Raw genomic sequence first — 18,590 nt, 5'->3', positions numbered from 1 at the left:
CCAAGACCAGTAGCATGCGGGGCCATGAGCTCCCCCACCGGGCCCGCATCAGGCCTGCCCGTACGAATGCCGCGACCCCGCCAGCCCGGGCGGCACCGCCGCCCGGAGCCCGTGGCGGCTCCCGAGAACGCGCCCGCGCTCGTTCTCGCCGTACCGGGCGTACCCAGCACCTCCACGCGCAGCCTCGCCGAAGAGGTCGTGAGCATCGCCCGCTCCGAGCTGCCCGGTCTCGATGCCCGCATCGGGTACCTGGACGGGACCGAGGACGCCACGACCGCCTCGTTCCCGGAGTTCCCCTCGCTGCAGTCCGTGCTCGCGCACGCTGCCATCGAGCGCACCTCCCGCCATGAGCAGGCGCGCGCCGCGGGGTCGGACGCCGCCGAGCCCGACGGCCCCGTCGCCGTCGTGGTGCCGCTGCTCGCGGGCCCCGACAACGCGCTGATGCGGCGCGTGCGGCAGGCCGTGATGGACAGCCGCGCCCCGGCCGAGCTGACGGACGTCCTCGGCCCGCACCCGCTGCTCGCCGAGGGACTGCACGTGCGCCTTTCGGAGGCCGGGCTCGCCCGCGCCGACCGCGCCCGCCTGTTCACGGTGGCCACCGCGGCGGACGGCATCGTCCTGGCCACGGTCGGCGGCGAGGAGGCCGTGCAGGCCGCCGGGATCACCGGCATGCTGCTCGCGGCCCGCCTCGCGGTGCCGGTGATGGCCGCGGCCCTCGACCAGGAGGGCGCCATCGCGGACACCGCCGAGCAGCTGCGCGGTTCGGGCTCCACACAGCTGGCGCTCGCCCCGTACCTGATCGGTCCCGAGATCGACGGCAGCCTCCTCGAAGCGGCCGCCAAGGAGGCCGGCTGCTCGGTCGCCGAGTCGCTCGGCGCCTACCCGGCGATCGGCAAGCTCGCCCTCTCCAAGTACACGTCGGCGCTCGGGATCGCCCCGCAGCAGCCCTCGGGCGCGCCGGTCCACTGACCGCACCGCGCCGGCAGATCTGATGCCGTCACGCCGATGGGCCCGCCCCCTGATGCAGGGGGCGGGCCCATCGGCGTGACGCGGGCGCGGCGGTCAGCCGAAGATCACGCAGGAGGCGGCGGGGGCCTCGACCGAGCCCGCGCGGCGCGGGATGCCCGTCTCGGGATCGATGGTGAACCACGTCACGTCGCCGGAGCGCTCGTTGGCCGCGTAGAGGAACCGCCCCGACGGGTCGATGGCCAGGTCACGCGGCCAGTGGCCGCCGCAGGGGACGGTGGCCGTCAGCCGCGGCCGTGTCCCCGCCTCGTCCAGGGCGAGCACCGAGATGACGTCCTGGCCGCGGGTGGCGGTCCACAGGAAGCGGCCGTCGGGCGCGACGACGACCTCGGAGGGGTAGGCCTCGCCGTCGCCGTTCGTGGGGCCCGGCAGGACGGCGGCCTCGCCGAGCGGCTTGAGGGCCCCCTCGGCGGCGTCCCAGGCGCAGATCGTGACGGTGGGGGCGAGCTCGTTCAGGACGTAGGCGCGATCCCCGCGCGGGTGGAAGACGAGGTGCCGGGGGCCCGAGCCAGGCCGCAGCGCGACCTCACGGTGCAGGGCCGGCTCGCCCGCCGCGGTGAGCTCGCAGACGCGTACGGAGTCGGTGCCCAGGTCCACGCTGACCACCCAGCGGCCGCTCGGGTCGGGCAGGACCTGGTGGGCGTGCGGCCCCTGCTGGCGCTGCGGGTGGGGTCCCGCGCCGCTGTGCGCCAGGACGCCGGAGGCGGTGCGGGCGAGGCCGCCGTCGGGGCGCAGGGGCACGGCGGTGACGCTGCCGGAGCCGTAGTTGGCGGTCAGGACGTGCCCCGCGTGCACCGCGAGGTGTGTGGGAGCCGCACCGCCGACCGGCACCGGCGATCCGGCCTGCACGACCTTGTCACCGTCCAGGCGGTAGGCGGCCACTGCGCCGTCGGAGGTCTCGCTGACCGCGTAGAGCATGTCGCCCGCCGCCGACAGCGCGAGGTAGGAGGGGTCGGCGACCGTGTCCGTGGCGCCGAGGACGGTCAGCGCACCGCTGTCCGCGTCGACGGCAGCGGTGAGGATCCCGGCCCCGCCCGCCGCGGTGAAGGATCCGATGTACGCCCGTTGACTGTCGTCGTGCCTGCCGACCACTGCGTTCCCCTCTCGACTCTGGACCGAGCACCGTGTCCAGGGGGCACTCGTGCGGCAGACGCTAGCAGTCGGTCTAGACCAGCGCTCCGCTGCTCTCGCCGCGCGTCCTGGCCAGGGCCTCGGGGTGGTGGACGTAGGCGGGGTGCCGCTCCACGGTGTCGTACGTGCGGTGGAAGACAGGGGTGGTGCTGCCCGACAGCGGCGGCACGATCCAGGACCAGTCGGCGCCGACGGAGCGGCCCCTGCTCTCCTCGCGGTCCAGGTGGGTCAAAAAGCGCCGCGACTCGGTGTGGTGGTCGGACATGGTGACACCGGCCCGGTCGAAGGAATGGAGCACCGCACGGTTCAGCTCGACCAGCGCGCGGTCCTTCCAGAGCGAGCGGTCGCTCGCCGTGTCGAGCCCGAGCAGTTCGGCCACGCGTGGCAGCAGGTCGTAGCGGTCGCCGTCGGCGAGGTTGCGGGCGCCGATCTCGGTGCCCATGTACCAGCCGTTGAAGGGCGCGGCCGGGTAGCAGATGCCCCCGATCTCCAGGCACATGCAGGCCAGCGCGGGCACGGCGTGCCAGCGCAGCCCGAGCCCCGCCCACCAGGCGTGATCGGGGTGCTCGATCGGGACTTCGAGCACCGCGTCGGGCGGCAGCCAGAACCAGCGGGGCCCCGCGTCGGCGCCCTGGATCACCAGGGGCAGTACGTCGAAGGGCGTGCCGGGTCCGCCCGGCCAGCCCAGGCCGCGCGCGAACGCGGTGATGCCGACGTTGCGCGGGTCGCCGACGACACCGCCGCCGGGGCGCGGATACCCGGCGTACCGGATGAGCTGCTCGTTCCAGATGCGCGGCCCCGGACGGCCGGGCGCGTCGGGCGCGAAGACGGTGATGAGGGGCCGGATCCGCCGCCCCTCACCGACGGCCGCCCGCAGATGATCCGCCGCCGCGGCGGCCACGTCGTCGGCGCCGGTCAGCTCTCGGCGGTCCAGGACGCGCAGGGAGCGCCAGTAGAGGCGTCCGATGCAGCGGGCGGCGTTGCGCCAGGCGAGCCGGGCGCCGAAGACGAGCTCCTCGTGGGTGTGGCGGTACGTCCCCGTCCCCGCGATCTCGGCGAACACCTGGGCGATCCGTGGCGCGGGATCGCCGCGGCGGGTCTCGCCGTGGTGGAGGCGGACGAACTCGGCGGCGGCCCGGCGCAGGGCCGGCCCCGACGGCGAGACCCGCTCGGGGCGCGGGGCCCGTGGGGCGACGGGCTCCTCGTGGCCCGCGGCACGCTCGGGGCAGGCCGTGTCGGCGGCACGCTGGTGGGGGTCGGATGCGCTTCGCCGCGTACCGCGGTCCGCAGGGGCTCCGTGTCCGGCCCTGCGCAGGAAATTCCGCATGGTGCGCCCCCAGGGGCGGCTCGGGGGGCACGGACCGCTCCCGCACGGTCCGCACGTCTGTTAGCCGCGCAGTTACCCCACCCACGGGGTGATCCACCCTGTGGGTGCTCGGTGAACATGCCTCAGAAGCGGGCGCGATGTCCACCGCCACGCGGCCGTGCACACCGGATGGGAGTGAGTCGCGCGGTCAGGGAGAGGGTGCGGCGGCCGTGGGCCGTGTGGCGTCCTTGATGGCGGGCAGTGCGAGGGCGCCGGCCAGTTCGGCCAGTTCCGCGTCGGTGGGGCGGATGGGCCCCTCGGTGCCGTCCTCGGCGAAGGCCCGGATGCGCGGGGTGCGGATCCCGGTCTTGTCCGCGATCGCCTGCGGCGTCAGATGACGGCGGCGCATGGTCTGTTGGAGTAGCTGAGACAGGTCGTCCATTGGCCTCTCCTGCCCCACCCGCTCGCGCTCATGCCGGACATCTCGCCGCGCGGTGTCCGCCTCGTGGCGCCGCGGGCCGCCGCGGGCCGCCGTTACCGGGGCAGCACGGCCCGGATGGTCTTGCCGTGGGGCCCGCTGGTCACCGTGACCGTGGTGGCCATGTGCCGGACCATGGGCCAGCCGAATCCGCCGGTGCCGCCGGCCAGGTCGGGGGCCCGCTCCCGCGGCGGTCGCGGGTCGGCGTCGCCGACGGCCACCGCGATGCCGTCGGGCTGCGCCTGAAGGCGCAGGGAGCACGACGAGCCGCGTGCGTGCCGTACGACGTTGGTGACCAGTTCGGAGACCGCGAGTTCGACGCTCGCGGCGTCCTGGGCGTCCACAGCAGGGTGGAGCCTGTCCACGAAGGCGCGGGCGAAGTCCCGCGCGTGGGCGACGGCTTCCGGCTTCTTGTCGAAGACCGCCTGGTCCGAGATTTCGGTGTCCAGTCGCATCCCGTGCGTCTTCATGAGCCCTCCTCGTATGGGGTGGCCTCTGTCCGAATAGGGGGTGGCCGTTGTCCGAATTGCTCACTTGCCCGGCAATGCGGACCCTCTAACGCCTCGACACACAACGGATCTTGTTGCACGGTCGCGCGCATGAAGCGCCGGGGCGCGGGTACGTGCGCTTCACCGGCCGGTCGGGGGACGACGGAGGGCCGGTGCGGACTGGGGAGGGCAACCATGACTACGGCCACCGGGACATCGACGGACACCGGCATCGCGGAACTGCCGGAGATCGTCTCCCCACAGGGCGTCGGGCCCAAGGACGCCCGCGACCTGTCGAAGCTGTTCTTCACCCGTCTCGCCGTACTCGAAGAGGGCACATCGGAGTACCAGTACGCCCGCAACACCCTCGTCGAGATGAACATGTCGCTGGTCCGGTACGCCGCCGGGCGGTTCCGTCACCGCAGCGACGACATGGAGGACATCGTCCAGGTCGGCACGATCGGCCTGATCAAGGCCATCGACCGCTTCGAGCTCTCCCGCGAGGTCCAGTTCGCCACGTTCGCCGTGCCCTACATCGTCGGTGAGATCAAGCGGTTCTTCCGCGACACCTCCTGGGCCGTGCACGTTCCGCGCCGCCTCCAGGAGGCCCGCGTCGAGCTGGCCAAGGCCACCGAGGAACTCAGCTCCCGCCTCGGCCGCGCCCCCAAGGTCGCCGAACTGGCCGAGCTGATGGACCTCACCGAGGACGAGGTCATCGAGGCCCGCACGGCCTCCAACGGCTACAACTCCACCTCCCTCGACGCCACCGTGCACGGCGCCCGCGACGACAGCGAGGCGGCGCTGGCCGACTTCATCGGCGCGGAGGACCCCGCCATGGAGCTGGTGGAGGACTTCCACGCCCTGGCCCCGCTGCTCGCCCAACTCGGCGAGCGCGACCGGCAGATCCTGCGGCTGCGGTTCGTCGACGAACTCACCCAGTCGCAGATCGGCGAGCGCCTCGGCGTCTCCCAGATGCACGTCTCGCGCCTCCTCTCGCGCACCCTGGCCCGCCTGCGCGAGGGAATGCTGACCACACGCTGACGCTTCCGGGCTAGCATCAGTGCGCCGCTGATGTCCGATCGAGAAGGCGACTCCCCCACGATGGCCGACGACGCTTACCTCTTCCTCCTCCCTGACCGCCACCCCCGACTGGGGACGGCGCTGGCCGCCGTCGGCGCCCTGGAGTGCTCCGAGACCCCCGCCGTCCACGGCTGGCTACAGGCTCACGACGTGTCGGCCTCGTCCGAACTGGTGCGGATCCTGCCCGCCGAGTCCGAGGCGTTCATCCCAAAGGACGCCGAGCGCCTGCTCATTCCACTGAGCGAGGAGGAGGCGCTGCGGGTCCAGCAGGAGTGCGCGCCCCAGTCCGTCACGGACATGGAGGGCGAACTGCTGGAGTTCCGCGAGACGACCCAGGACTGGCAGGCGCTGGTGCACCGGGCGCTGGCCGCCGGCATCCCCGGACCGCGCATCGCCCGGCTGACCGGCATCGACCCGCAGGACATCGGCCGTCTGACCGTGTGACCCCCGGGCCGAGCGGCCGAGCCGTGGCCGACGCCCGCTAGCGGGCGTCGGTGGGTCGCTTCGTGAAGCGGTGCCACCAGTGCCGGCGGCGCGGATGCACGGCGCGGCCCAGCCTGCGGCCGATCAGCAGGTACCCCAGCACCGCGCCCGTCGTGTTGAGCAGGACGTCGTCGATGTCGAAGGCCCGCCCGGTGACGAGGAAGCCCTGCGCCAGCTCGACCAGCAGCATCACAAGCGCCGTGGCGACGATGACGCGCAGCAGCCCACGGGCGCGGGGCACGAGCACCGGCAGCAGCATGCCGAACGGCAGCCCCAGGACGATGTTGCCGCCGAGCTGCTTGACGGTGTCGCGGAATGCGGGCTGGGCGAGATAGTCACGGATCGAGTCGCCCGGGCGCAGGTTGCTGTGCGTCAAGGGCTCGGAGGCGACCGAGGGCTCCAGCGTCAGCCGGGCCAGCATGACGGCGAAGGCCACGGTCCCCGCGAACGCCAGCAGCATCGCCACCGCGCGCGCCCACCGGGAGAGCGGGGGCGTGCCCGGAGCACCGCGTGCCTCCGAGGCCTTCACGGTCTTGCCCTGCGGAACTGTCCGTGCCATCACGAGCCTCCGTTTCAGGGGGTGTTCTGTCTTCGCTTCCTGGTGCCCGCTCGCCGCGACGGCATCCCCTCGGCGCCGGTCATGTGGGATCCGTACGCCCGAACAGACCGGCGTGCCCCGGCGGGAGCTGTGTGAGGATGCGGCGCAGCAGCGCGTCGTCGGCGACCTCGGCGACCGTGGCGAGCACCGCGGTGACGGCACGGCGGGCCTGTCCCGCGTCGACGTCCACGTGGGCGCCCACCGCCGCGATGAAGGCCGCGGGCGTCAGGGGTTCGCTGGCCGGTGAGCCGTCGGTGAGCAGCGGGCCGCACTGCCGGGGCAGCAGCCGGGCGAGATCCGTGCGGTCGTCGCCGACCAGGTGGGCTCCCAGGACCTCCAGGACGCTCTGCACGGCCCCGGCGGCCTCCTGCCGCCCGGCGTAGCCCCCGCGTTCCTGGACACGGTCAAGCAACACGTCCACCGACTCGTTCATGGCTGCTCCCCTCTTCGCTCGCCACTTCGCTCGCCTTTTCGCTCGCGTCTGCCCTCGCGTCGTCGCTCTCGTCGATGTGGTGGGCGCGGGCCGGCTGAAGGACGGTGTCGGCCACGTCGAGCAGCGAGAGCCCGTCGCTCGCGCTCACCTCCTGGAGCCACGCGAGCCCTTCGGCCACGGCGCAGTCGTCACGGGCGGCCACGTAGTCGGCCGCCTGGTGGATGCGCTCCCAGCGCGCCGCGCGCGTGCTGGTGGTCCACACCGGGCGTCGGCAGCCGGTGTTCTCGTGCACGGGCCGCCAGCGCAGCAGCGCCTCCAGGGCGAGCGAGGCGGCGCGCTGCGCGTAGGTGATGTGGGTGGGCGTCACGTCGGTGTGCTCGGTGTAGTAGAGACACAGCACGCCGACCGGGGTGTGACCGGCGTGCAGCGGGAGCGCCAACACGCGCCGGGTGCCGGGCAGTTCCTCGGCCAGGGGCGGTCCGGTGCGGCACGGGTAGTCGCGCAGGTCCGGTACGAAGACGGGCTGCATGCCCAGGGCGGCGCTGACCGAGGGGCCGTCGGCGCGGGTGAACTGTGCGGCCTCGGCCTGCAGGGCGGGTTCGTCGGTGGCGTGCAGCAGTTGCCAGTCCTCGAGCCTGGGCAGCCAGGACAGGGCGGCGCGCTGCGCGCCGAGCGACTGCGTGAACGCGGTGCAGAGCCGGTTGGGCAGCGCGCGTCGTCCGACAGCTGCCGCGACCGACACGTCGTGCACGATCGACGGTGATTCCTCCAGCATGGTGAGCATCCCTTCCAGTCGCGTGCCTCACGGTCCGGCAGCGCCTCCGGACGGAGGCGCACGGTGGGCCCGGCGCCCGAAGGAGCGGAAGTTCGTCTACCACGCGATGCGCCACCTCATGTGTCATCGGCCGGAGTCATCGATCGGCGTGATCGCTGCGGCTTCGGACATCCGAGGGGATGATGCCTGCTCAGGCCCCGATCAGGGGCGTACGCGTCGGGCTGCGCAGCGGCACGGCCAGTTCGACGAGTGCCTTCTCCAGGCCGTGCAGATGGGCGAGGACGGGCTCGGTGGCGGGATGTGGCAGGGCGATGGCGTCGGCGGCAGGACCGTGGCCCGCCTCCGGCGCGGTGAGCGCCTCCACGGCGGCCTCCACGCGCCAGCAGGCCGCGGCGAGCCGGTCGTCGTGCGAGGCCTCGGGGTCCGCGGCGATCGAGGCGAGCCCGCGCACCTCGCGGGCGCAGGCGTCGAGCAGCGCGAGCACCTGCCGTGCGCGCTCCTTGCGGGCCCGCAGCGGGCTGAACGGGTGCACCAGCGGGGCGAGCGAGAACCGCACCTTCCCCAGGAGCTGCTCCAGCTCCGCGACGCGCGGCGCGGGATCGGAGCTCTCGGACCCGGCGAGCCGGGCGGCGGCCTCCGCCGTGCAGGCGTGCACGCACCGCAGGGCGCGCTCGATCCAGGCGTTGGTCGTGGCGTGCGTGGTGACGGGCAGGACGAGGAGCACGGCCAGGACGGCGCCGAGCGCCCCCACGCCGGTCTCCGCGACCCGCAGGGCGAGCAGCCCCGGGTTCAGCACCCCGAGCAGCCCGTAGAGGACGCCGGCCATCACGGTGACCGCGAGCATCATCCAGGTGTAGGAGACCGCGGCCGTGTAGAAGATCCCGAAGACGCTGACGGCGACGATGACCGCCGAGGGCACCGGCGCACCGTGCAGCGGGACCGCGAGGACGAAGCCCGCGCCGATGCCGATGACCGTGCCGAGCAGCCGCCGGAAGCTGCGCACCAGCGTCTCCCCGCTCGACGCGGTGTTCACGAACACCCACCAGGTGGCGCCCACGGCCCAGTACCAGCGCTCGTGGGAGAGCACCTGCCCCGCGGCGAGCGCGAAGGCGCCGCCGAGTGTCGCCTGGACCGCCTGCCGGGTGGTCGTCCTGGCCAGGCCCCTGCCACCCGGTGCGGCGGGCGCGACGGGGGGCGGCAGCCGGCGCTCGTAGCACCAGAGCCCGAACCGTACGGCCGAGGAGGCGCACAGCGACATCAGGATGGCGGCGAACAGCTCGGGCAGCTGCCCCGGCCCCGTGTGCAGGAACTGCGTCGCGAAGAACATCATGAACGCGAACACCCCGAGCGAGTGCCCGCGCGGCCCCCACCGCCGCGCGTACACGCCCGCGCCCATCACGGCGAGGAAGGCGACGTCCCGCGCCACGGGCACGTCGTGCAGCACCGCGGCGAGGGCGAGCACGGGAAATCCGACGACGGGCAGCAGCGCCGTGGTGACGGCCTGCCCCCGCACGGTGGCATCGCCGACGGTGAAGAGAGCGAGCAGCGCCGCGAGCCCGCCGGTGATCGCCGCGACGAGCGAGTGCCCGGCCAGGCCGCACACCGCGACCGCCAGCGCGATGCCGATGACGGCCCGCACCGCGAACCGCAACCGCACCCGCCCCGGATCCGGCGCCACGAACACCCTCTTCAGCACAGCTTCCCGCCCCTTTCGCGCCCGGCCCGATCTGCCCGCATGAAAAAGGCGCCGCGGAGATCCGCAGCGCCATCGACAGACACATCAGATCATCCGGAGCCCTACTGGCTCAACAGGCACCCGTTCGACTGGGCCATTGGCCCACTCATACGACGTATCACCATGCCACGAGAGGGCCAACGGACTACCGCAAGCCACCGCCGCGCCTCCCGCCGAAGCGGAGTACCCTCCCCCAGTTCCCTTGCGTCCAGGGACAGTTGGGGCCGCCGGGCGATCTTCTTGATTGACTTGCGGCGAGCCGCACGGGGGTGGGCGTCCAGCTCTGCCCCCGCACTGTGATTTTGGGGGAAGAAATGACCCGTCCGAAGAAGGCCGTTCTCAACCGTCGTGCCCTGCTCGGCGGCACCGCGGCCGCCGGAGTCGGCGCCATGGTGCCCGCCGGTGCCGCTGCCGCGGCCGACTCCGGCCGTCAGGGCGGACCCCTCGACCAGGACGCGATCGACGCCGTCGTCAGCCGGGTCGAGCGCAATCTGATCGCGTTGCGGCGCGACTTCCACGCGCACCCGGAGGTGGCCGAGCACGAGGTCGCCACCTCCCGGATCGTGAGCCACCTGCTGCGCGCCGCCGGGCTCACGGTGACCACCGGCGTCGGCGGTCTCGGGGTCGTCGGCGTCCTGAAGGGTGCCCGTCCCGGGCGCACCGTCGCCTACCGCGCCGACATGGACGCCGTACCGCCGCAGGGGATCGTCGGCGGCGGCGACAAGCCGGCCCATGCCTGCGGGCACGACGTCCACACGGCCGTGGGCGTCGGCGTCGCGCAGACTCTCGCGAAGCTGCGCCACCGGCTCAGCGGCACCGTGGTCTTCTTCTTCCAGCCCGGCGAGGAGGCCCTGAAGGGCGCCGACGCGATGATCAAGGACAACGTGCTGCGCGACCACAGACCCGAGGAGATCCACGCCCTGCACTGCGGCCCCTTCCCGGTGGGACAGTTCGCCGTGACGCCCGGGAGCGGTCTGCCGGGGCAGGACGGGACCACCATCACGGTGACCGGCCCGGACGCGCTCGCCTCGGCCGAGCGGCTCGCCGCCGAGATCACGCGGCTCGCCACGGTGGCGCCCCCGCAGACGCCCGCCCACCTGGAGAAGATGGTCGCGGACGTCCAGACCCCGGACGGGCCGCTCGCCCGGTTCGTCGTCGTGCGGGCCAAGGCCCAGCAGGACAAGGAGACGGGGCAGGTCACGATCCCCGTGTCGTACCGCTGCTGGCCCGAGGAGCGGTACGTCGAGATCCGCGAGACGATCGGGCGGCTCGCGGCGCCCTACGACGGCGCCGTGGTGAACTTCACCAAGGAGCCGTTCCCGGCCTTGGTCTGCCCGGAGAAGGACGCCCTGACCCTGAAGCGGCACCTGCGCCGCGTCCTCGGCCCGGACGGGGTGACCGTGCTGCACGCCGCGTTCCCGTTCAACGGCGAGGACTTCGCCCTGTTCCTGGACGAGATCCCCGGCACCTACACGTTCCTGGGCGTGCGCAAGCCCGGCACCGTCATCACGGAGAGCTACCCGCACTACGGCGACTTCGCCCCCGACGAGCGGGCCATCGGCATCGGCGTGCGCGCGATGGCGGGCTGGCTCGCCGAGCGCGCCCGGCGTTGAGGCTCCTGGCGTAAAGGCCGCCGGCCCGGGTACCTGCTGAGCACGCCGTCGTAGGCTGGCAGTTCTCAAGTCTTAGGAGTCGGCATGCCCGGAGTCATCGACCGCATCAAGCAGTTCGTCCGGAGCCCTCAGGGACAGCGCACGATCCAACAGGTCCGCCAGGCTTCGGCCGACCCGAAGAAGCGGGCCCAGGCCAAGCGGATGCTCGGCAAGTTCCGAGGGCGCCGCTGAGCTTCACGGCTACACCTCCGAGCATGCGGTCGGCGTCCATCGGTCCCGATGACGCCCCTCGACCGCGAGCAGCGTCGACCCGGGCACCGCCCGGGTCGACGCCGTCGTACGCAGGCCGGCCTGCCGCAGACGGGCGTGGAGTATCTCCTCCAGCGGTCCGAGCGGCCGGCCGGGCGGTGGGGTGCAGGCGATCAGGAGCACCCCGCCGGGGGCCAGCAGCGCGGACACGATCGCGAGTTCGCGCGTCGCCGGTCCGGTCCAGAAGACATTGACGTCGCAGGCAAGGATCTTGTCGTACGTCCCCAGGGGCGCCGTCCGCACATCGGCGAGCACTGCCCGGACGAACCGGGCGCGTCCCGACGCGATCGCCGCCGCGTTGCGCTCCCGCGCCGCGGCGATGGCGGCAGCCGACCTGTCGATGCCCAGCAGTCTGCCCCGCACGAGCCGTTCGCATATCAGCGCGGCGGCCACCCCGCGCCCGCAGCCGATCTCCAGGACCCGGTCGTCGGGACCCGCGCCGAGGAGCTCGACCGCGGCCGTGAGCCGCTCGGGCACGCGCATCGCGGCCTCCCGGTGAGATCTGCCCGCTCCCCGCAGGCTACCTACGGCTCCCTCGGCGGCCACTGGGGGCGCTGGTCCGCCGGCAGGGTCTGCAGGGCCTGGCCGACCGTGCGGTGGGCGGGGAGCAGTTCCGTGCTGCCGGTCAGCGCCAGCATCTCCGAAAGCCGGCGTCCCGCGCCCGCGAGCAGCAGTCTGCCCTCGCGGCGTGCGAGCAGCCAGCGCACGGCGAGCAGGCAGTTGAGTCCGCGCGAGTCGCAGAACATCAGCGCCGTCACGTCCAGGACCAGATGCCGGTGCCCGGCCTCGACGGAGGCGCCGAGGGTACGCAGGAAGAACTCCTCGCAGGACTGGTCTAGCTCGCCGCTGACCCGCAGCACCGCGGAGTCGGAGCAACTCGCGAGCTCGGTGATGGTCAGGCGATGGGTCTCAGTGGACATCGCACCCCCAAGAGCCATCGTACCGAGATCGACCCAGCGGCCTCTCCCGAAACAGCTCGGCGCGGCTCGCGCGCTCGCCGCTACCTCTTGTCGAGGAGCTTGACCCGCAGCCGCCCGAGGATCCGGGTGAGGATGCGCGAGACGTGCATCTGGGAGATGCCCAGCTCCGCACCGATCTCGCTCTGCGTCATGTCGGCGGCGAAACGCATCGCGAGAATCCTGCGTTCGCGTTCCGTCAGCGCGGCGATGAGCGGCTTGAGGGAGTGCAGGTCCTCGACCTTGTCCAGCTCCGGATCGCGGTAGCCCACGTGGTCGGCCAGCGTGTCGTCGGAGTCGACGCCGTCGGCCGGATAGTCCAGGGAGGCCGTGGTGTAGCCGTTGGCGGCGGTGAGACCTTCGCTGATCTCGGCCTCGTCCAGGTCCAGGTGCTCGGCGAGTTCGGCCGTGGTCGGGGTGTGCCCGTTGGTCTGCTCGAGGTCCGTGGTGGCCTTCACCAGGTCCAGGCGCAGCTCCTGCAGCCGGCGGGGAACGCGCACGGCCCACGTGGTGTCACGGAAGAACCGCTTGATCTCGCCCATGATGGTCGGCAGCGCGAAGGTGGGGAACTCCACGCCCCGCTGGAGGTCGAAGCGGTTGATCGCCTTGATCAGACCGATCGTGCCCACCTGGACGACGTCTTCGTACGACTCGTCGCGCGGGCGCATCCGATGGGCGGCGTACCGCACGAGGTTGAGGTTCAGCTCCACCAGCGAGTTGCGTACGTAGGCGTGCTCGGGCGTGCCTTCCTCCACCGCGTCGAGGCGGGCGAAGAGCGTCTTGGAGAGGGCCCGGAGATCGGCCGTGCGCTGCCCGCCGGCCGGCGGCGGGAGGTGCTCGGTGGCCGCCGGCCCTGCCGCGGGGCTGTCGGGGCCGGCGGTATGTCGTTCGCCGAACGACTCCGTGGGCGCTGGACCGCTGGTCGTCGAGGCCACCATCGTCACTCCCGGAACACAAGGCGCCCTCGGGCTGAGAGCGCGCCGTGCACGGGCTCTTACCCACCATCTGCCGTTACATTCCCGTGACTTGACTCTCCGTATAAGAAGTGTCTTCCGGGGAACTCGGTGCAAGCGCGGGACGACACGGGAGGTGGACGGCTGTGATCTGGTGGATGTGGGTGACCGCGGTACTGGTCGCACTGGTCCTGTTGGCGGGGGCGGTCCTGGGAACGCAGGCCCGGCGCCGGGGCGGTGGCGCGATCGTGGTCCGGCGGGGCCGCCGAGCGGGACGCGGGAGGACGCGATGACCGTGCTGATGCTCGCCGCCGGGCTGACCAAGCGGCCCGTGGTCACGCTCGGCGGGGAGGTGGTGGCCCAGGTCAAGGACACCGTCTTCGACGCGGCGGGCGGACAGATCACCGGATTCACGCTGGCGGGCCGCGGACTGCTGTCCGGTCCGCTCAAGCAGAGCCTGCCCTGGTCCGGCGTCCACGCGCTGGGACCTGACGCGGTGATGATCCCTGCCGTCGAGGTCCTACAGGCCAGGGACGCGGTGGTGGACAGGGGCGAGGCCGACACCGGGCAGGTGCGCGGCGCCCGCGTACTGAGCGACGGCGGGCTGGAGTTGGGCACCGTGCTCGACGTGGTGGTCGAAGGCGGCACCAGCGGCCGGGTGGTGGGCTTCAAGGTCGCCACCACCGAGGCGATGGGCCGCCACGAACGCCGGGCGTTCCTGCCGGCGTACGGCGAACTGGCCATGACCGGGGACACGTTGGTGATCCCGGCCCGGCTCGCCGGACAGGCGGTGGACGATCTGGACGCGCTGACCGCGGCCTGGGAGCGGCTGCGGACCGCGGGCGGGACGGGGCCTGGGACGAGGATGCAGACAGGGCTCGAGACAGGGCTTGGGACGGGAATTGAGACGGGGTTCCGGAAGGGGGACGACCGATGATGCTGCTCAGTCAGGTACTGGGTCACCCGGTCATCAGCGCCGAGGACGCGCGCCCCGCCGGGGAGGTGGCCGGCGTGGGCATCGACCCGATGACCCGCCGGATCACGGAGCTGTATCTGCGGGACGCCAAGAGCGGCGACAGCGTGCCCTGGAGCGAGGTGCGCGGGGTGGGACCGGACGCGGTGATCATCGACACCGCCGCCGCTGCCGCCGAGGCCGCCCGCAAGAGTCCGCACTCCCGAGCGCACAAGAGGCTGCTGGGCAAGCGGGTCCTGACCGAGTACGGCGAGGACATCGGCACGCTCTCCGAAGTCACCTTCGACCCCGAGACCGGCGGCGTCGGCGACCTCTACATCGGGCAGGAGCAGGTTCCCGCCGCCCGCATGGTCGGCCTGGGTGCCTACGCGCTGGTCCTCGGCGCCGCACCGGGGCCCGCCCGCTGAACCGGTCGCACCGATCCGGCCCCACGCAGTCGGCCACCCCATTGGGCGAGTGTGTGTCCTGGGTCACCGGGCACCCGAAGGGCCATGCGACTCATCAGCCAGATCGAACACACCATGGAGCGATGGACGACCACCCTGTGGACCTTGCTGCTTCCCACCCGGCACCAGCGCGGGGAAGTGGTCGCGACACTGCGTCGGCAGTGTGACGACAGCGCGATGATCCTGGGACACGAGCGCGTTCTCGTGCCCAACGCGTTCGTCATCGAGCTGCCGACGGAGAGCCACCGCCGACTCAGGAACACCGGCGCGGAGTTGAGTCGCCATCTCGCCGCCCAGGTGCACCGGCACGCCGCCGAGCAGGGCTACACGTTCGCCGGCCCCGTCGCGATCAGCCTGCGGCCGACCGGCGACGACGCGGTCGGCAGGTTCCAGGTCCAGGGCCGTATCGCCCCGCAGACGACGGGGCGATCCCCCGGTCGGCCCGCTGCGGAAGAAACGCTGTCTTTCGAGCGAACCAATATGTGTGTCGGCCGTGAGAGAAATCAGCGCGACGCGCTCTGAGAGTTTCTCGCGCGACGCTCTGAACGGCATTTTTTACCACACAGAGCCGACCGCACCGTGCTACTGTCGATCTCAGTTGCAGTTGTGGTTCCCAAAAAACTTCAAGTGCCCTCACCGCTCTTTATGTGCAGGTGAGAGCACTTTTGTATTTCCGGTCATTTCCGGAGGGGCGATCATCGTGGCGACGCGGAGTCCGCACAGTGCGGGCTCCGGGCACTGCCCCGAAGGAGATTTAACATGGCTATTGGCACCGTGAAGTGGTTCAACGCTGAAAAGGGCTTCGGCTTCATCGAGCAGGACGGCGGCGGCCCCGACGTCTTCGCCCACTACTCGAACATCGCCGCCCAGGGCTTCCGTGAGCTCCAGGAAGGCCAGAAGGTGAACTTCGACATCGCCCAGGGCCAGAAGGGCCCGACGGCCGAGAACATCGTTCCCGCCTGACGCTCACGCGTACTTCGCAGCTGGGGCCCGCACCTTGGGGTGCGGGCCCCAGCTCGTGCATTTCCCGCTTGACCCAGGGCCACGAATTCTCTGAGCGAACACTGTGTCCTCGACCTGTTGTCCGCCGTGCCCCTGTCCGGAACGTCTCTCGTTCCCGCGCATCCGCCCGCAGAACACCTGCCGTCGGCCGGATTCGCTTCACGCATTTCATCCGGCCCGTTCTCGTGATTCTCCGCGCTGCGTTCTCGCTGCGGAAATTCCTTGGTACGTGCCGCATCAAGGAAGGTTCCACATGAACCGCGCACGCACGAACGACCGCTCTTCCCGCAGCCGCTCCGGCGGCTATGGCTCCGGTTCCGGCTCGGGCTACGGCTCCGGCTCGGGCTCGAGTTACGGCTCCAGCTCCGGCTCCGGCCGCAGCGGAGGCCGCTTCGGCGCCCAGTCCGGCGGCCGCTCCGGCGGATCGAACCGCTCGGGTGGTTACGGCCGCCGATCCTCTGCGCCCCAGGGCGAGTTCGCCCTGCCGGTCACGGTCACTCCCGCGCTCCCGGCCGTCGAGGCCTTCGCCGATCTGGAGATGCCGGCGCCGCTGCTCGCCGCGCTGAGCCGCGAGGGCATGAGCGTGCCGTTCCCGATCCAGGGCGCGACGCTGCCCAACTCCCTCGCGGGCCGCGACGTACTGGGCCGTGGCCGCACCGGCTCGGGCAAGACCCTGGCCTTCGGACTCGCGCTCCTCGCCCGCACCGAGGGCCAGCGCGCCGAGCCGCGCCAGCCGCTCGCCCTGGTCCTCGTCCCCACCCGCGAACTGGCCCAGCAGGTCACCGACGCGCTCACGCCGTACGCCCGTGCCCTGAAGCTGAAGCTCGCCACGGTGGTCGGCGGCATGTCGATCGGCAAGCAGGCCGGCGCGCTGCGCTCCGGCGCGGAGGTCGTCGTCGCCACGCCCGGCCGCCTCAAGGACCTCATCGACCGCGGCGACTGCCGGCTCAACCAGGTCGGCATCACCGTCCTGGACGAGGCCGACCAGATGGCCGACATGGGCTTCATGCCCCAGGTCACCGCGCTGCTCGACCAGGTGCGCCCCGAGGGCCAGCGGATGCTGTTCTCGGCCACCCTGGACCGCAACGTCGACCTGCTGGTCCGCCGCTACCTCAACGACCCGGTCGTCCACTCCGTCGACCCCTCGCAGGGCGCGGTGACCACGATGGAGCACCACGTGCTGCACGTGCACGGCGCGGACAAGCACCAGACGACCACCGAGATCGCCGCCCGCGAGGGCCGCGTGATCATGTTCCTGGACACCAAGCACGCCGTCGACCGGCTGACCGAGCACCTGCTCAACAGCGGTGTCCGCGCCGCGGCCCTGCACGGCGGCAAGTCCCAGCCGCAGCGCACGCGGACGCTGTCGCACTTCAAGACCGGTCATGTGACGGTGCTCGTGGCGACCAACGTCGCCGCACGCGGAATCCACGTCGACAACCTCGACCTGGTCGTGAACGTCGACCCGCCCACCGACCACAAGGACTACCTGCACCGCGGCGGCCGTACGGCCCGCGCCGGTGAGTCCGGCAGCGTCGTCACCCTGGTCACGCCGGGCCAGCGCCGCGACATGAGCCGCCTGATGGCAGCGGCGGGCATCACCCCGCAGACCGCCCAGGTGCGCTCCGGCGACGAGGAGCTGACCCGCATCACCGGCGCCCAGGCTCCGTCTGGCGTCCCGGTCACCATCACGATGCCGGCCGCCGAGCGCCCCCGTCGCGGCAGCGCCGCCTCCTCCCGCGGCCGTCGCAGCCGCAGCGCCCAGGACCGGCGCACCGACCGCGCTCCGCGCCGCGCCGCCCAGGGGCCGTCCGCCTCCAGCTCGGCGGCCTAGGCTTCGCGTTCATCAGGCTCATCCATCCCTGCAGGAGGCACCTTTGACACCGGTTCAGACGCAGCCACGCCCGGCGGACACCGCCACCGTCCCGTCGGCCGACGGCGCCCCGAGCGCCGGCGGCAGGGACGTGAGCGGACCGCAGGTCCGTGACGACATGACCGTCGAGCTGGCTCTGTCGGTCATGTCCGGATCGGGCGCCGGCCATCTGTTCCTGTGCGACGAGGACGACCAGTGCACGGGCCTGATCACCCGGGCCCGGCTCATCGCCGTCCGTGAAGGACCCGCCTACACGGACCAGGTCCGCCTACGGGACGTTCTCGCCCTCTCGCGTTGATCGCCCCACCCCTCTCAGTCGGCCCCTCTCCTCATCTGTGAGGCACCATGCGCTGCGTCATCGCCCGTTTCCCGTTCGACCTCACCAAGAGTGGTGTTCTCGACGCGATGAAGGGCATCAAGCCCGAGCCCATCACGGGCGACTCCGTCATCATCGGCCGCCGCCACTACCCCATCAAGCAGGTGGGGGCGGTCATCACCCGGCAGGACCGGCGTGACTTCAGCGCCGGGGAGGTCACCCGCGCCATGGCGCTCCTGGGCTTCACCTGCCGCACCCCGTCCGAGGACCCCGCCCCGCGCGACCTCACCCCGCTCCAGACCGCGTCGGCGATGCTCGGCGCCTCCACTCCCGTGTAGCGGGAGACACACCAGAACAGCCAAGAGCTGCGAAGAGGGCCCTGCCGGCGCGCGCCGGCAGGGCCCTCTTTGCGTTGCCCCACGCCCCAGTCCGAGCGGCAGTACATAAAATCTATCCTCGCCGGAGTAGACATTGGGCGACCGCATGATTAGGGTTTCTCTCGTAGCTACAGACCCAGAGGAGAACGGAGGAGTAGACGCCATCAGGATCGCCCGGCCCGAGATCGATTCGGCCCGGGTGCCGCAAGACCCCGGATTGGAAGGTGGTCCTCGGTCAA

At 72.1% G+C, this 18,590-nt stretch carries 23 protein-coding genes; 12 read left to right on the top strand and 11 right to left on the bottom strand.

What is annotated here, in order from left to right; all coding sequences use genetic code 11:
• Positions 1–24: 24 nt before the first annotated feature.
• The gene (locus ACZ6ZP_RS36675; RefSeq protein ID WP_361473043.1) at positions 25–969 is read left to right on the top strand and encodes a sirohydrochlorin chelatase; all 945 of its coding nucleotides are present in this window, start codon (positions 25–27) and stop codon (positions 967–969) included.
• A gap of 93 nt (positions 970–1,062) precedes the next feature.
• Here the strand turns inward: ACZ6ZP_RS36675 and ACZ6ZP_RS36670 are convergent, their stop codons facing one another.
• The 4 genes from ACZ6ZP_RS36670 to ACZ6ZP_RS36655 form a co-directional block, all read right to left on the bottom strand.
• Positions 1,063–2,118 (bottom strand): lactonase family protein, encoded by a 1,056-nt coding sequence (locus ACZ6ZP_RS36670; RefSeq protein ID WP_468618245.1) that lies wholly within the window; start codon positions 2,116–2,118, stop codon positions 1,063–1,065.
• 73 nt (positions 2,119–2,191) lie between these two features.
• The gene (locus ACZ6ZP_RS36665) at positions 2,192–3,484 is read right to left on the bottom strand and encodes a nitric oxide synthase oxygenase (RefSeq protein WP_469410135.1); all 1,293 of its coding nucleotides are present in this window, start codon (positions 3,482–3,484) and stop codon (positions 2,192–2,194) included.
• 187 nt (positions 3,485–3,671) lie between these two features.
• Complete coding sequence (locus tag ACZ6ZP_RS36660) at positions 3,672–3,905, bottom strand: XRE family transcriptional regulator (RefSeq protein WP_351171703.1); 234 nt, start codon at positions 3,903–3,905, stop codon at positions 3,672–3,674.
• Positions 3,906–3,997: 92 nt separating this feature from the next.
• Positions 3,998–4,411 (bottom strand): ATP-binding protein, encoded by a 414-nt coding sequence (locus ACZ6ZP_RS36655; protein ID WP_351171706.1) that lies wholly within the window; start codon positions 4,409–4,411, stop codon positions 3,998–4,000.
• A gap of 213 nt (positions 4,412–4,624) precedes the next feature.
• Between ACZ6ZP_RS36655 and ACZ6ZP_RS36650 the strand changes: the two genes are divergently transcribed.
• Both ACZ6ZP_RS36650 and ACZ6ZP_RS36645 read left to right on the top strand, forming a co-directional pair.
• Entirely contained in the window at positions 4,625–5,470 is an 846-nt protein-coding gene (locus tag ACZ6ZP_RS36650) for an RNA polymerase sigma factor SigF (RefSeq protein ID WP_361473033.1), read from the top strand.
• A 30-nt stretch (positions 5,471–5,500) separates the two neighbouring features.
• Positions 5,501–5,953, top strand: coding sequence for a DUF6003 family protein (locus ACZ6ZP_RS36645; RefSeq protein WP_351171711.1), 453 nt, complete (start codon positions 5,501–5,503; stop codon positions 5,951–5,953).
• A gap of 37 nt (positions 5,954–5,990) precedes the next feature.
• Here ACZ6ZP_RS36645 and ACZ6ZP_RS36640 read toward each other — a convergent pair whose 3' ends face one another.
• From ACZ6ZP_RS36640 to ACZ6ZP_RS36625, 4 genes are all read right to left on the bottom strand, one after another.
• Positions 5,991–6,551: a VanZ family protein gene (locus tag ACZ6ZP_RS36640; RefSeq protein WP_351171714.1), complete on the bottom strand. Its 561-nt coding sequence runs from the start codon at positions 6,549–6,551 to the stop codon at positions 5,991–5,993.
• A gap of 79 nt (positions 6,552–6,630) precedes the next feature.
• Positions 6,631–7,023 carry a DUF2267 domain-containing protein gene (locus ACZ6ZP_RS36635; RefSeq protein ID WP_351171717.1) on the bottom strand — a complete coding sequence of 131 codons (393 nt, stop codon included), beginning with the start codon at positions 7,021–7,023 and terminating at the stop codon, positions 6,631–6,633.
• A complete protein-coding gene (locus ACZ6ZP_RS36630; protein ID WP_361473025.1) occupies positions 6,995–7,798 on the bottom strand; it encodes a GAF domain-containing protein in 804 nt (267 codons plus the stop codon). The genes ACZ6ZP_RS36635 and ACZ6ZP_RS36630 overlap by 29 nt, the downstream gene beginning before the upstream one ends.
• A gap of 190 nt (positions 7,799–7,988) precedes the next feature.
• A complete protein-coding gene (locus tag ACZ6ZP_RS36625) occupies positions 7,989–9,494 on the bottom strand; it encodes an FUSC family protein (RefSeq protein ID WP_361473022.1) in 1,506 nt (501 codons plus the stop codon).
• A gap of 353 nt (positions 9,495–9,847) precedes the next feature.
• Here ACZ6ZP_RS36625 and ACZ6ZP_RS36620 point away from each other — a divergent pair, with 353 nt between their 5' ends.
• Positions 9,848–11,146, top strand: coding sequence for a M20 metallopeptidase family protein (locus tag ACZ6ZP_RS36620; RefSeq protein WP_351171726.1), 1,299 nt, complete (start codon positions 9,848–9,850; stop codon positions 11,144–11,146).
• An 84-nt stretch (positions 11,147–11,230) separates the two neighbouring features.
• Complete coding sequence (locus ACZ6ZP_RS36615; protein ID WP_351171729.1) at positions 11,231–11,377, top strand: hypothetical protein; 147 nt, start codon at positions 11,231–11,233, stop codon at positions 11,375–11,377.
• Positions 11,378–11,386: 9 nt separating this feature from the next.
• Here ACZ6ZP_RS36615 and ACZ6ZP_RS36610 read toward each other — a convergent pair whose 3' ends face one another.
• The 3 genes from ACZ6ZP_RS36610 to ACZ6ZP_RS36600 form a co-directional block, all read right to left on the bottom strand.
• Positions 11,387–11,938: an SAM-dependent methyltransferase gene (locus ACZ6ZP_RS36610; RefSeq protein ID WP_399983326.1), complete on the bottom strand. Its 552-nt coding sequence runs from the start codon at positions 11,936–11,938 to the stop codon at positions 11,387–11,389.
• A 41-nt stretch (positions 11,939–11,979) separates the two neighbouring features.
• The gene (locus ACZ6ZP_RS36605) at positions 11,980–12,375 is read right to left on the bottom strand and encodes an STAS domain-containing protein (protein WP_351172445.1); all 396 of its coding nucleotides are present in this window, start codon (positions 12,373–12,375) and stop codon (positions 11,980–11,982) included.
• 80 nt (positions 12,376–12,455) lie between these two features.
• Positions 12,456–13,349 carry an RNA polymerase sigma factor SigF gene (locus ACZ6ZP_RS36600; protein WP_351172442.1) on the bottom strand — a complete coding sequence of 298 codons (894 nt, stop codon included), beginning with the start codon at positions 13,347–13,349 and terminating at the stop codon, positions 12,456–12,458.
• A gap of 304 nt (positions 13,350–13,653) precedes the next feature.
• Here ACZ6ZP_RS36600 and ACZ6ZP_RS36595 point away from each other — a divergent pair, with 304 nt between their 5' ends.
• The 7 genes from ACZ6ZP_RS36595 to ACZ6ZP_RS36565 all read left to right on the top strand — a co-directional run bounded on the left by ACZ6ZP_RS36595 (position 13,654) and on the right by ACZ6ZP_RS36565 (position 18,312).
• A complete protein-coding gene (locus ACZ6ZP_RS36595) occupies positions 13,654–14,301 on the top strand; it encodes a PRC-barrel domain-containing protein (protein ID WP_366465197.1) in 648 nt (215 codons plus the stop codon).
• The gene (locus ACZ6ZP_RS36590; RefSeq protein ID WP_399983317.1) at positions 14,298–14,744 is read left to right on the top strand and encodes a PRC-barrel domain-containing protein; all 447 of its coding nucleotides are present in this window, start codon (positions 14,298–14,300) and stop codon (positions 14,742–14,744) included. Before ACZ6ZP_RS36595 ends, ACZ6ZP_RS36590 begins: the two co-directional genes overlap by 4 nt.
• A gap of 84 nt (positions 14,745–14,828) precedes the next feature.
• Positions 14,829–15,305: an FhaA domain-containing protein gene (locus ACZ6ZP_RS36585; RefSeq protein WP_361474584.1), complete on the top strand. Its 477-nt coding sequence runs from the start codon at positions 14,829–14,831 to the stop codon at positions 15,303–15,305.
• Positions 15,306–15,542: 237 nt separating this feature from the next.
• Positions 15,543–15,746 carry a cold-shock protein gene (locus tag ACZ6ZP_RS36580; protein WP_249591397.1) on the top strand — a complete coding sequence of 68 codons (204 nt, stop codon included), beginning with the start codon at positions 15,543–15,545 and terminating at the stop codon, positions 15,744–15,746.
• Positions 15,747–16,038: 292 nt separating this feature from the next.
• A complete protein-coding gene (locus tag ACZ6ZP_RS36575; RefSeq protein WP_366465199.1) occupies positions 16,039–17,619 on the top strand; it encodes a DEAD/DEAH box helicase in 1,581 nt (526 codons plus the stop codon).
• Positions 17,620–17,662: 43 nt separating this feature from the next.
• Entirely contained in the window at positions 17,663–17,956 is a 294-nt protein-coding gene (locus ACZ6ZP_RS36570) for a CBS domain-containing protein (protein WP_351172427.1), read from the top strand.
• Between the two features lie 47 nt (positions 17,957–18,003).
• Entirely contained in the window at positions 18,004–18,312 is a 309-nt protein-coding gene (locus ACZ6ZP_RS36565; protein WP_351172424.1) for an SCO5918 family protein, read from the top strand.
• Positions 18,313–18,590: the final 278 nt, after the last annotated feature.

The sequence above is a fragment of the Streptomyces sp. NPDC054047 genome, assembly GCF_055585065.1.
Note: the sequence above shows the minus strand (reverse complement) of the source record. Positions and strands in the feature narration are given on the sequence as shown.

What these genes read in the sequence shown, in the direction of transcription:
- ACZ6ZP_RS36565 (WP_351172424.1), top strand. Translation starts at nt 18,004, where the DNA reads ATGCGCTGCGTCATCGCCCGTTTCCCGTTCGACCTCACCAAGAGTGGT.
- ACZ6ZP_RS36665 (WP_469410135.1), bottom strand. Translation starts at nt 3,484, where the DNA reads ATGCGGAATTTCCTGCGCAGGGCCGGACACGGAGCCCCTGCGGACCGC.
- ACZ6ZP_RS36590 (WP_399983317.1), top strand. Translation starts at nt 14,298, where the DNA reads ATGATGCTGCTCAGTCAGGTACTGGGTCACCCGGTCATCAGCGCCGAG.
- ACZ6ZP_RS36650 (WP_361473033.1), top strand. Translation starts at nt 4,625, where the DNA reads ATGACTACGGCCACCGGGACATCGACGGACACCGGCATCGCGGAACTG.
- ACZ6ZP_RS36660 (WP_351171703.1), bottom strand. Translation starts at nt 3,905, where the DNA reads ATGGACGACCTGTCTCAGCTACTCCAACAGACCATGCGCCGCCGTCAT.
- ACZ6ZP_RS36585 (WP_361474584.1), top strand. Translation starts at nt 14,829, where the DNA reads ATGCGACTCATCAGCCAGATCGAACACACCATGGAGCGATGGACGACC.
- ACZ6ZP_RS36575 (WP_366465199.1), top strand. Translation starts at nt 16,039, where the DNA reads ATGAACCGCGCACGCACGAACGACCGCTCTTCCCGCAGCCGCTCCGGC.
- ACZ6ZP_RS36595 (WP_366465197.1), top strand. Translation starts at nt 13,654, where the DNA reads ATGACCGTGCTGATGCTCGCCGCCGGGCTGACCAAGCGGCCCGTGGTC.
- ACZ6ZP_RS36605 (WP_351172445.1), bottom strand. Translation starts at nt 12,375, where the DNA reads ATGTCCACTGAGACCCATCGCCTGACCATCACCGAGCTCGCGAGTTGC.
- ACZ6ZP_RS36640 (WP_351171714.1), bottom strand. Translation starts at nt 6,551, where the DNA reads ATGGCACGGACAGTTCCGCAGGGCAAGACCGTGAAGGCCTCGGAGGCA.
- ACZ6ZP_RS36655 (WP_351171706.1), bottom strand. Translation starts at nt 4,411, where the DNA reads ATGAAGACGCACGGGATGCGACTGGACACCGAAATCTCGGACCAGGCG.
- ACZ6ZP_RS36645 (WP_351171711.1), top strand. Translation starts at nt 5,501, where the DNA reads ATGTCCGATCGAGAAGGCGACTCCCCCACGATGGCCGACGACGCTTAC.
- ACZ6ZP_RS36675 (WP_361473043.1), top strand. Translation starts at nt 25, where the DNA reads ATGAGCTCCCCCACCGGGCCCGCATCAGGCCTGCCCGTACGAATGCCG.
- ACZ6ZP_RS36630 (WP_361473025.1), bottom strand. Translation starts at nt 7,798, where the DNA reads ATGCTGGAGGAATCACCGTCGATCGTGCACGACGTGTCGGTCGCGGCA.
- ACZ6ZP_RS36600 (WP_351172442.1), bottom strand. Translation starts at nt 13,349, where the DNA reads ATGGTGGCCTCGACGACCAGCGGTCCAGCGCCCACGGAGTCGTTCGGC.
- ACZ6ZP_RS36615 (WP_351171729.1), top strand. Translation starts at nt 11,231, where the DNA reads ATGCCCGGAGTCATCGACCGCATCAAGCAGTTCGTCCGGAGCCCTCAG.
- ACZ6ZP_RS36580 (WP_249591397.1), top strand. Translation starts at nt 15,543, where the DNA reads ATGGCTATTGGCACCGTGAAGTGGTTCAACGCTGAAAAGGGCTTCGGC.
- ACZ6ZP_RS36620 (WP_351171726.1), top strand. Translation starts at nt 9,848, where the DNA reads ATGACCCGTCCGAAGAAGGCCGTTCTCAACCGTCGTGCCCTGCTCGGC.
- ACZ6ZP_RS36610 (WP_399983326.1), bottom strand. Translation starts at nt 11,938, where the DNA reads ATGCGCGTGCCCGAGCGGCTCACGGCCGCGGTCGAGCTCCTCGGCGCG.
- ACZ6ZP_RS36635 (WP_351171717.1), bottom strand. Translation starts at nt 7,023, where the DNA reads ATGAACGAGTCGGTGGACGTGTTGCTTGACCGTGTCCAGGAACGCGGG.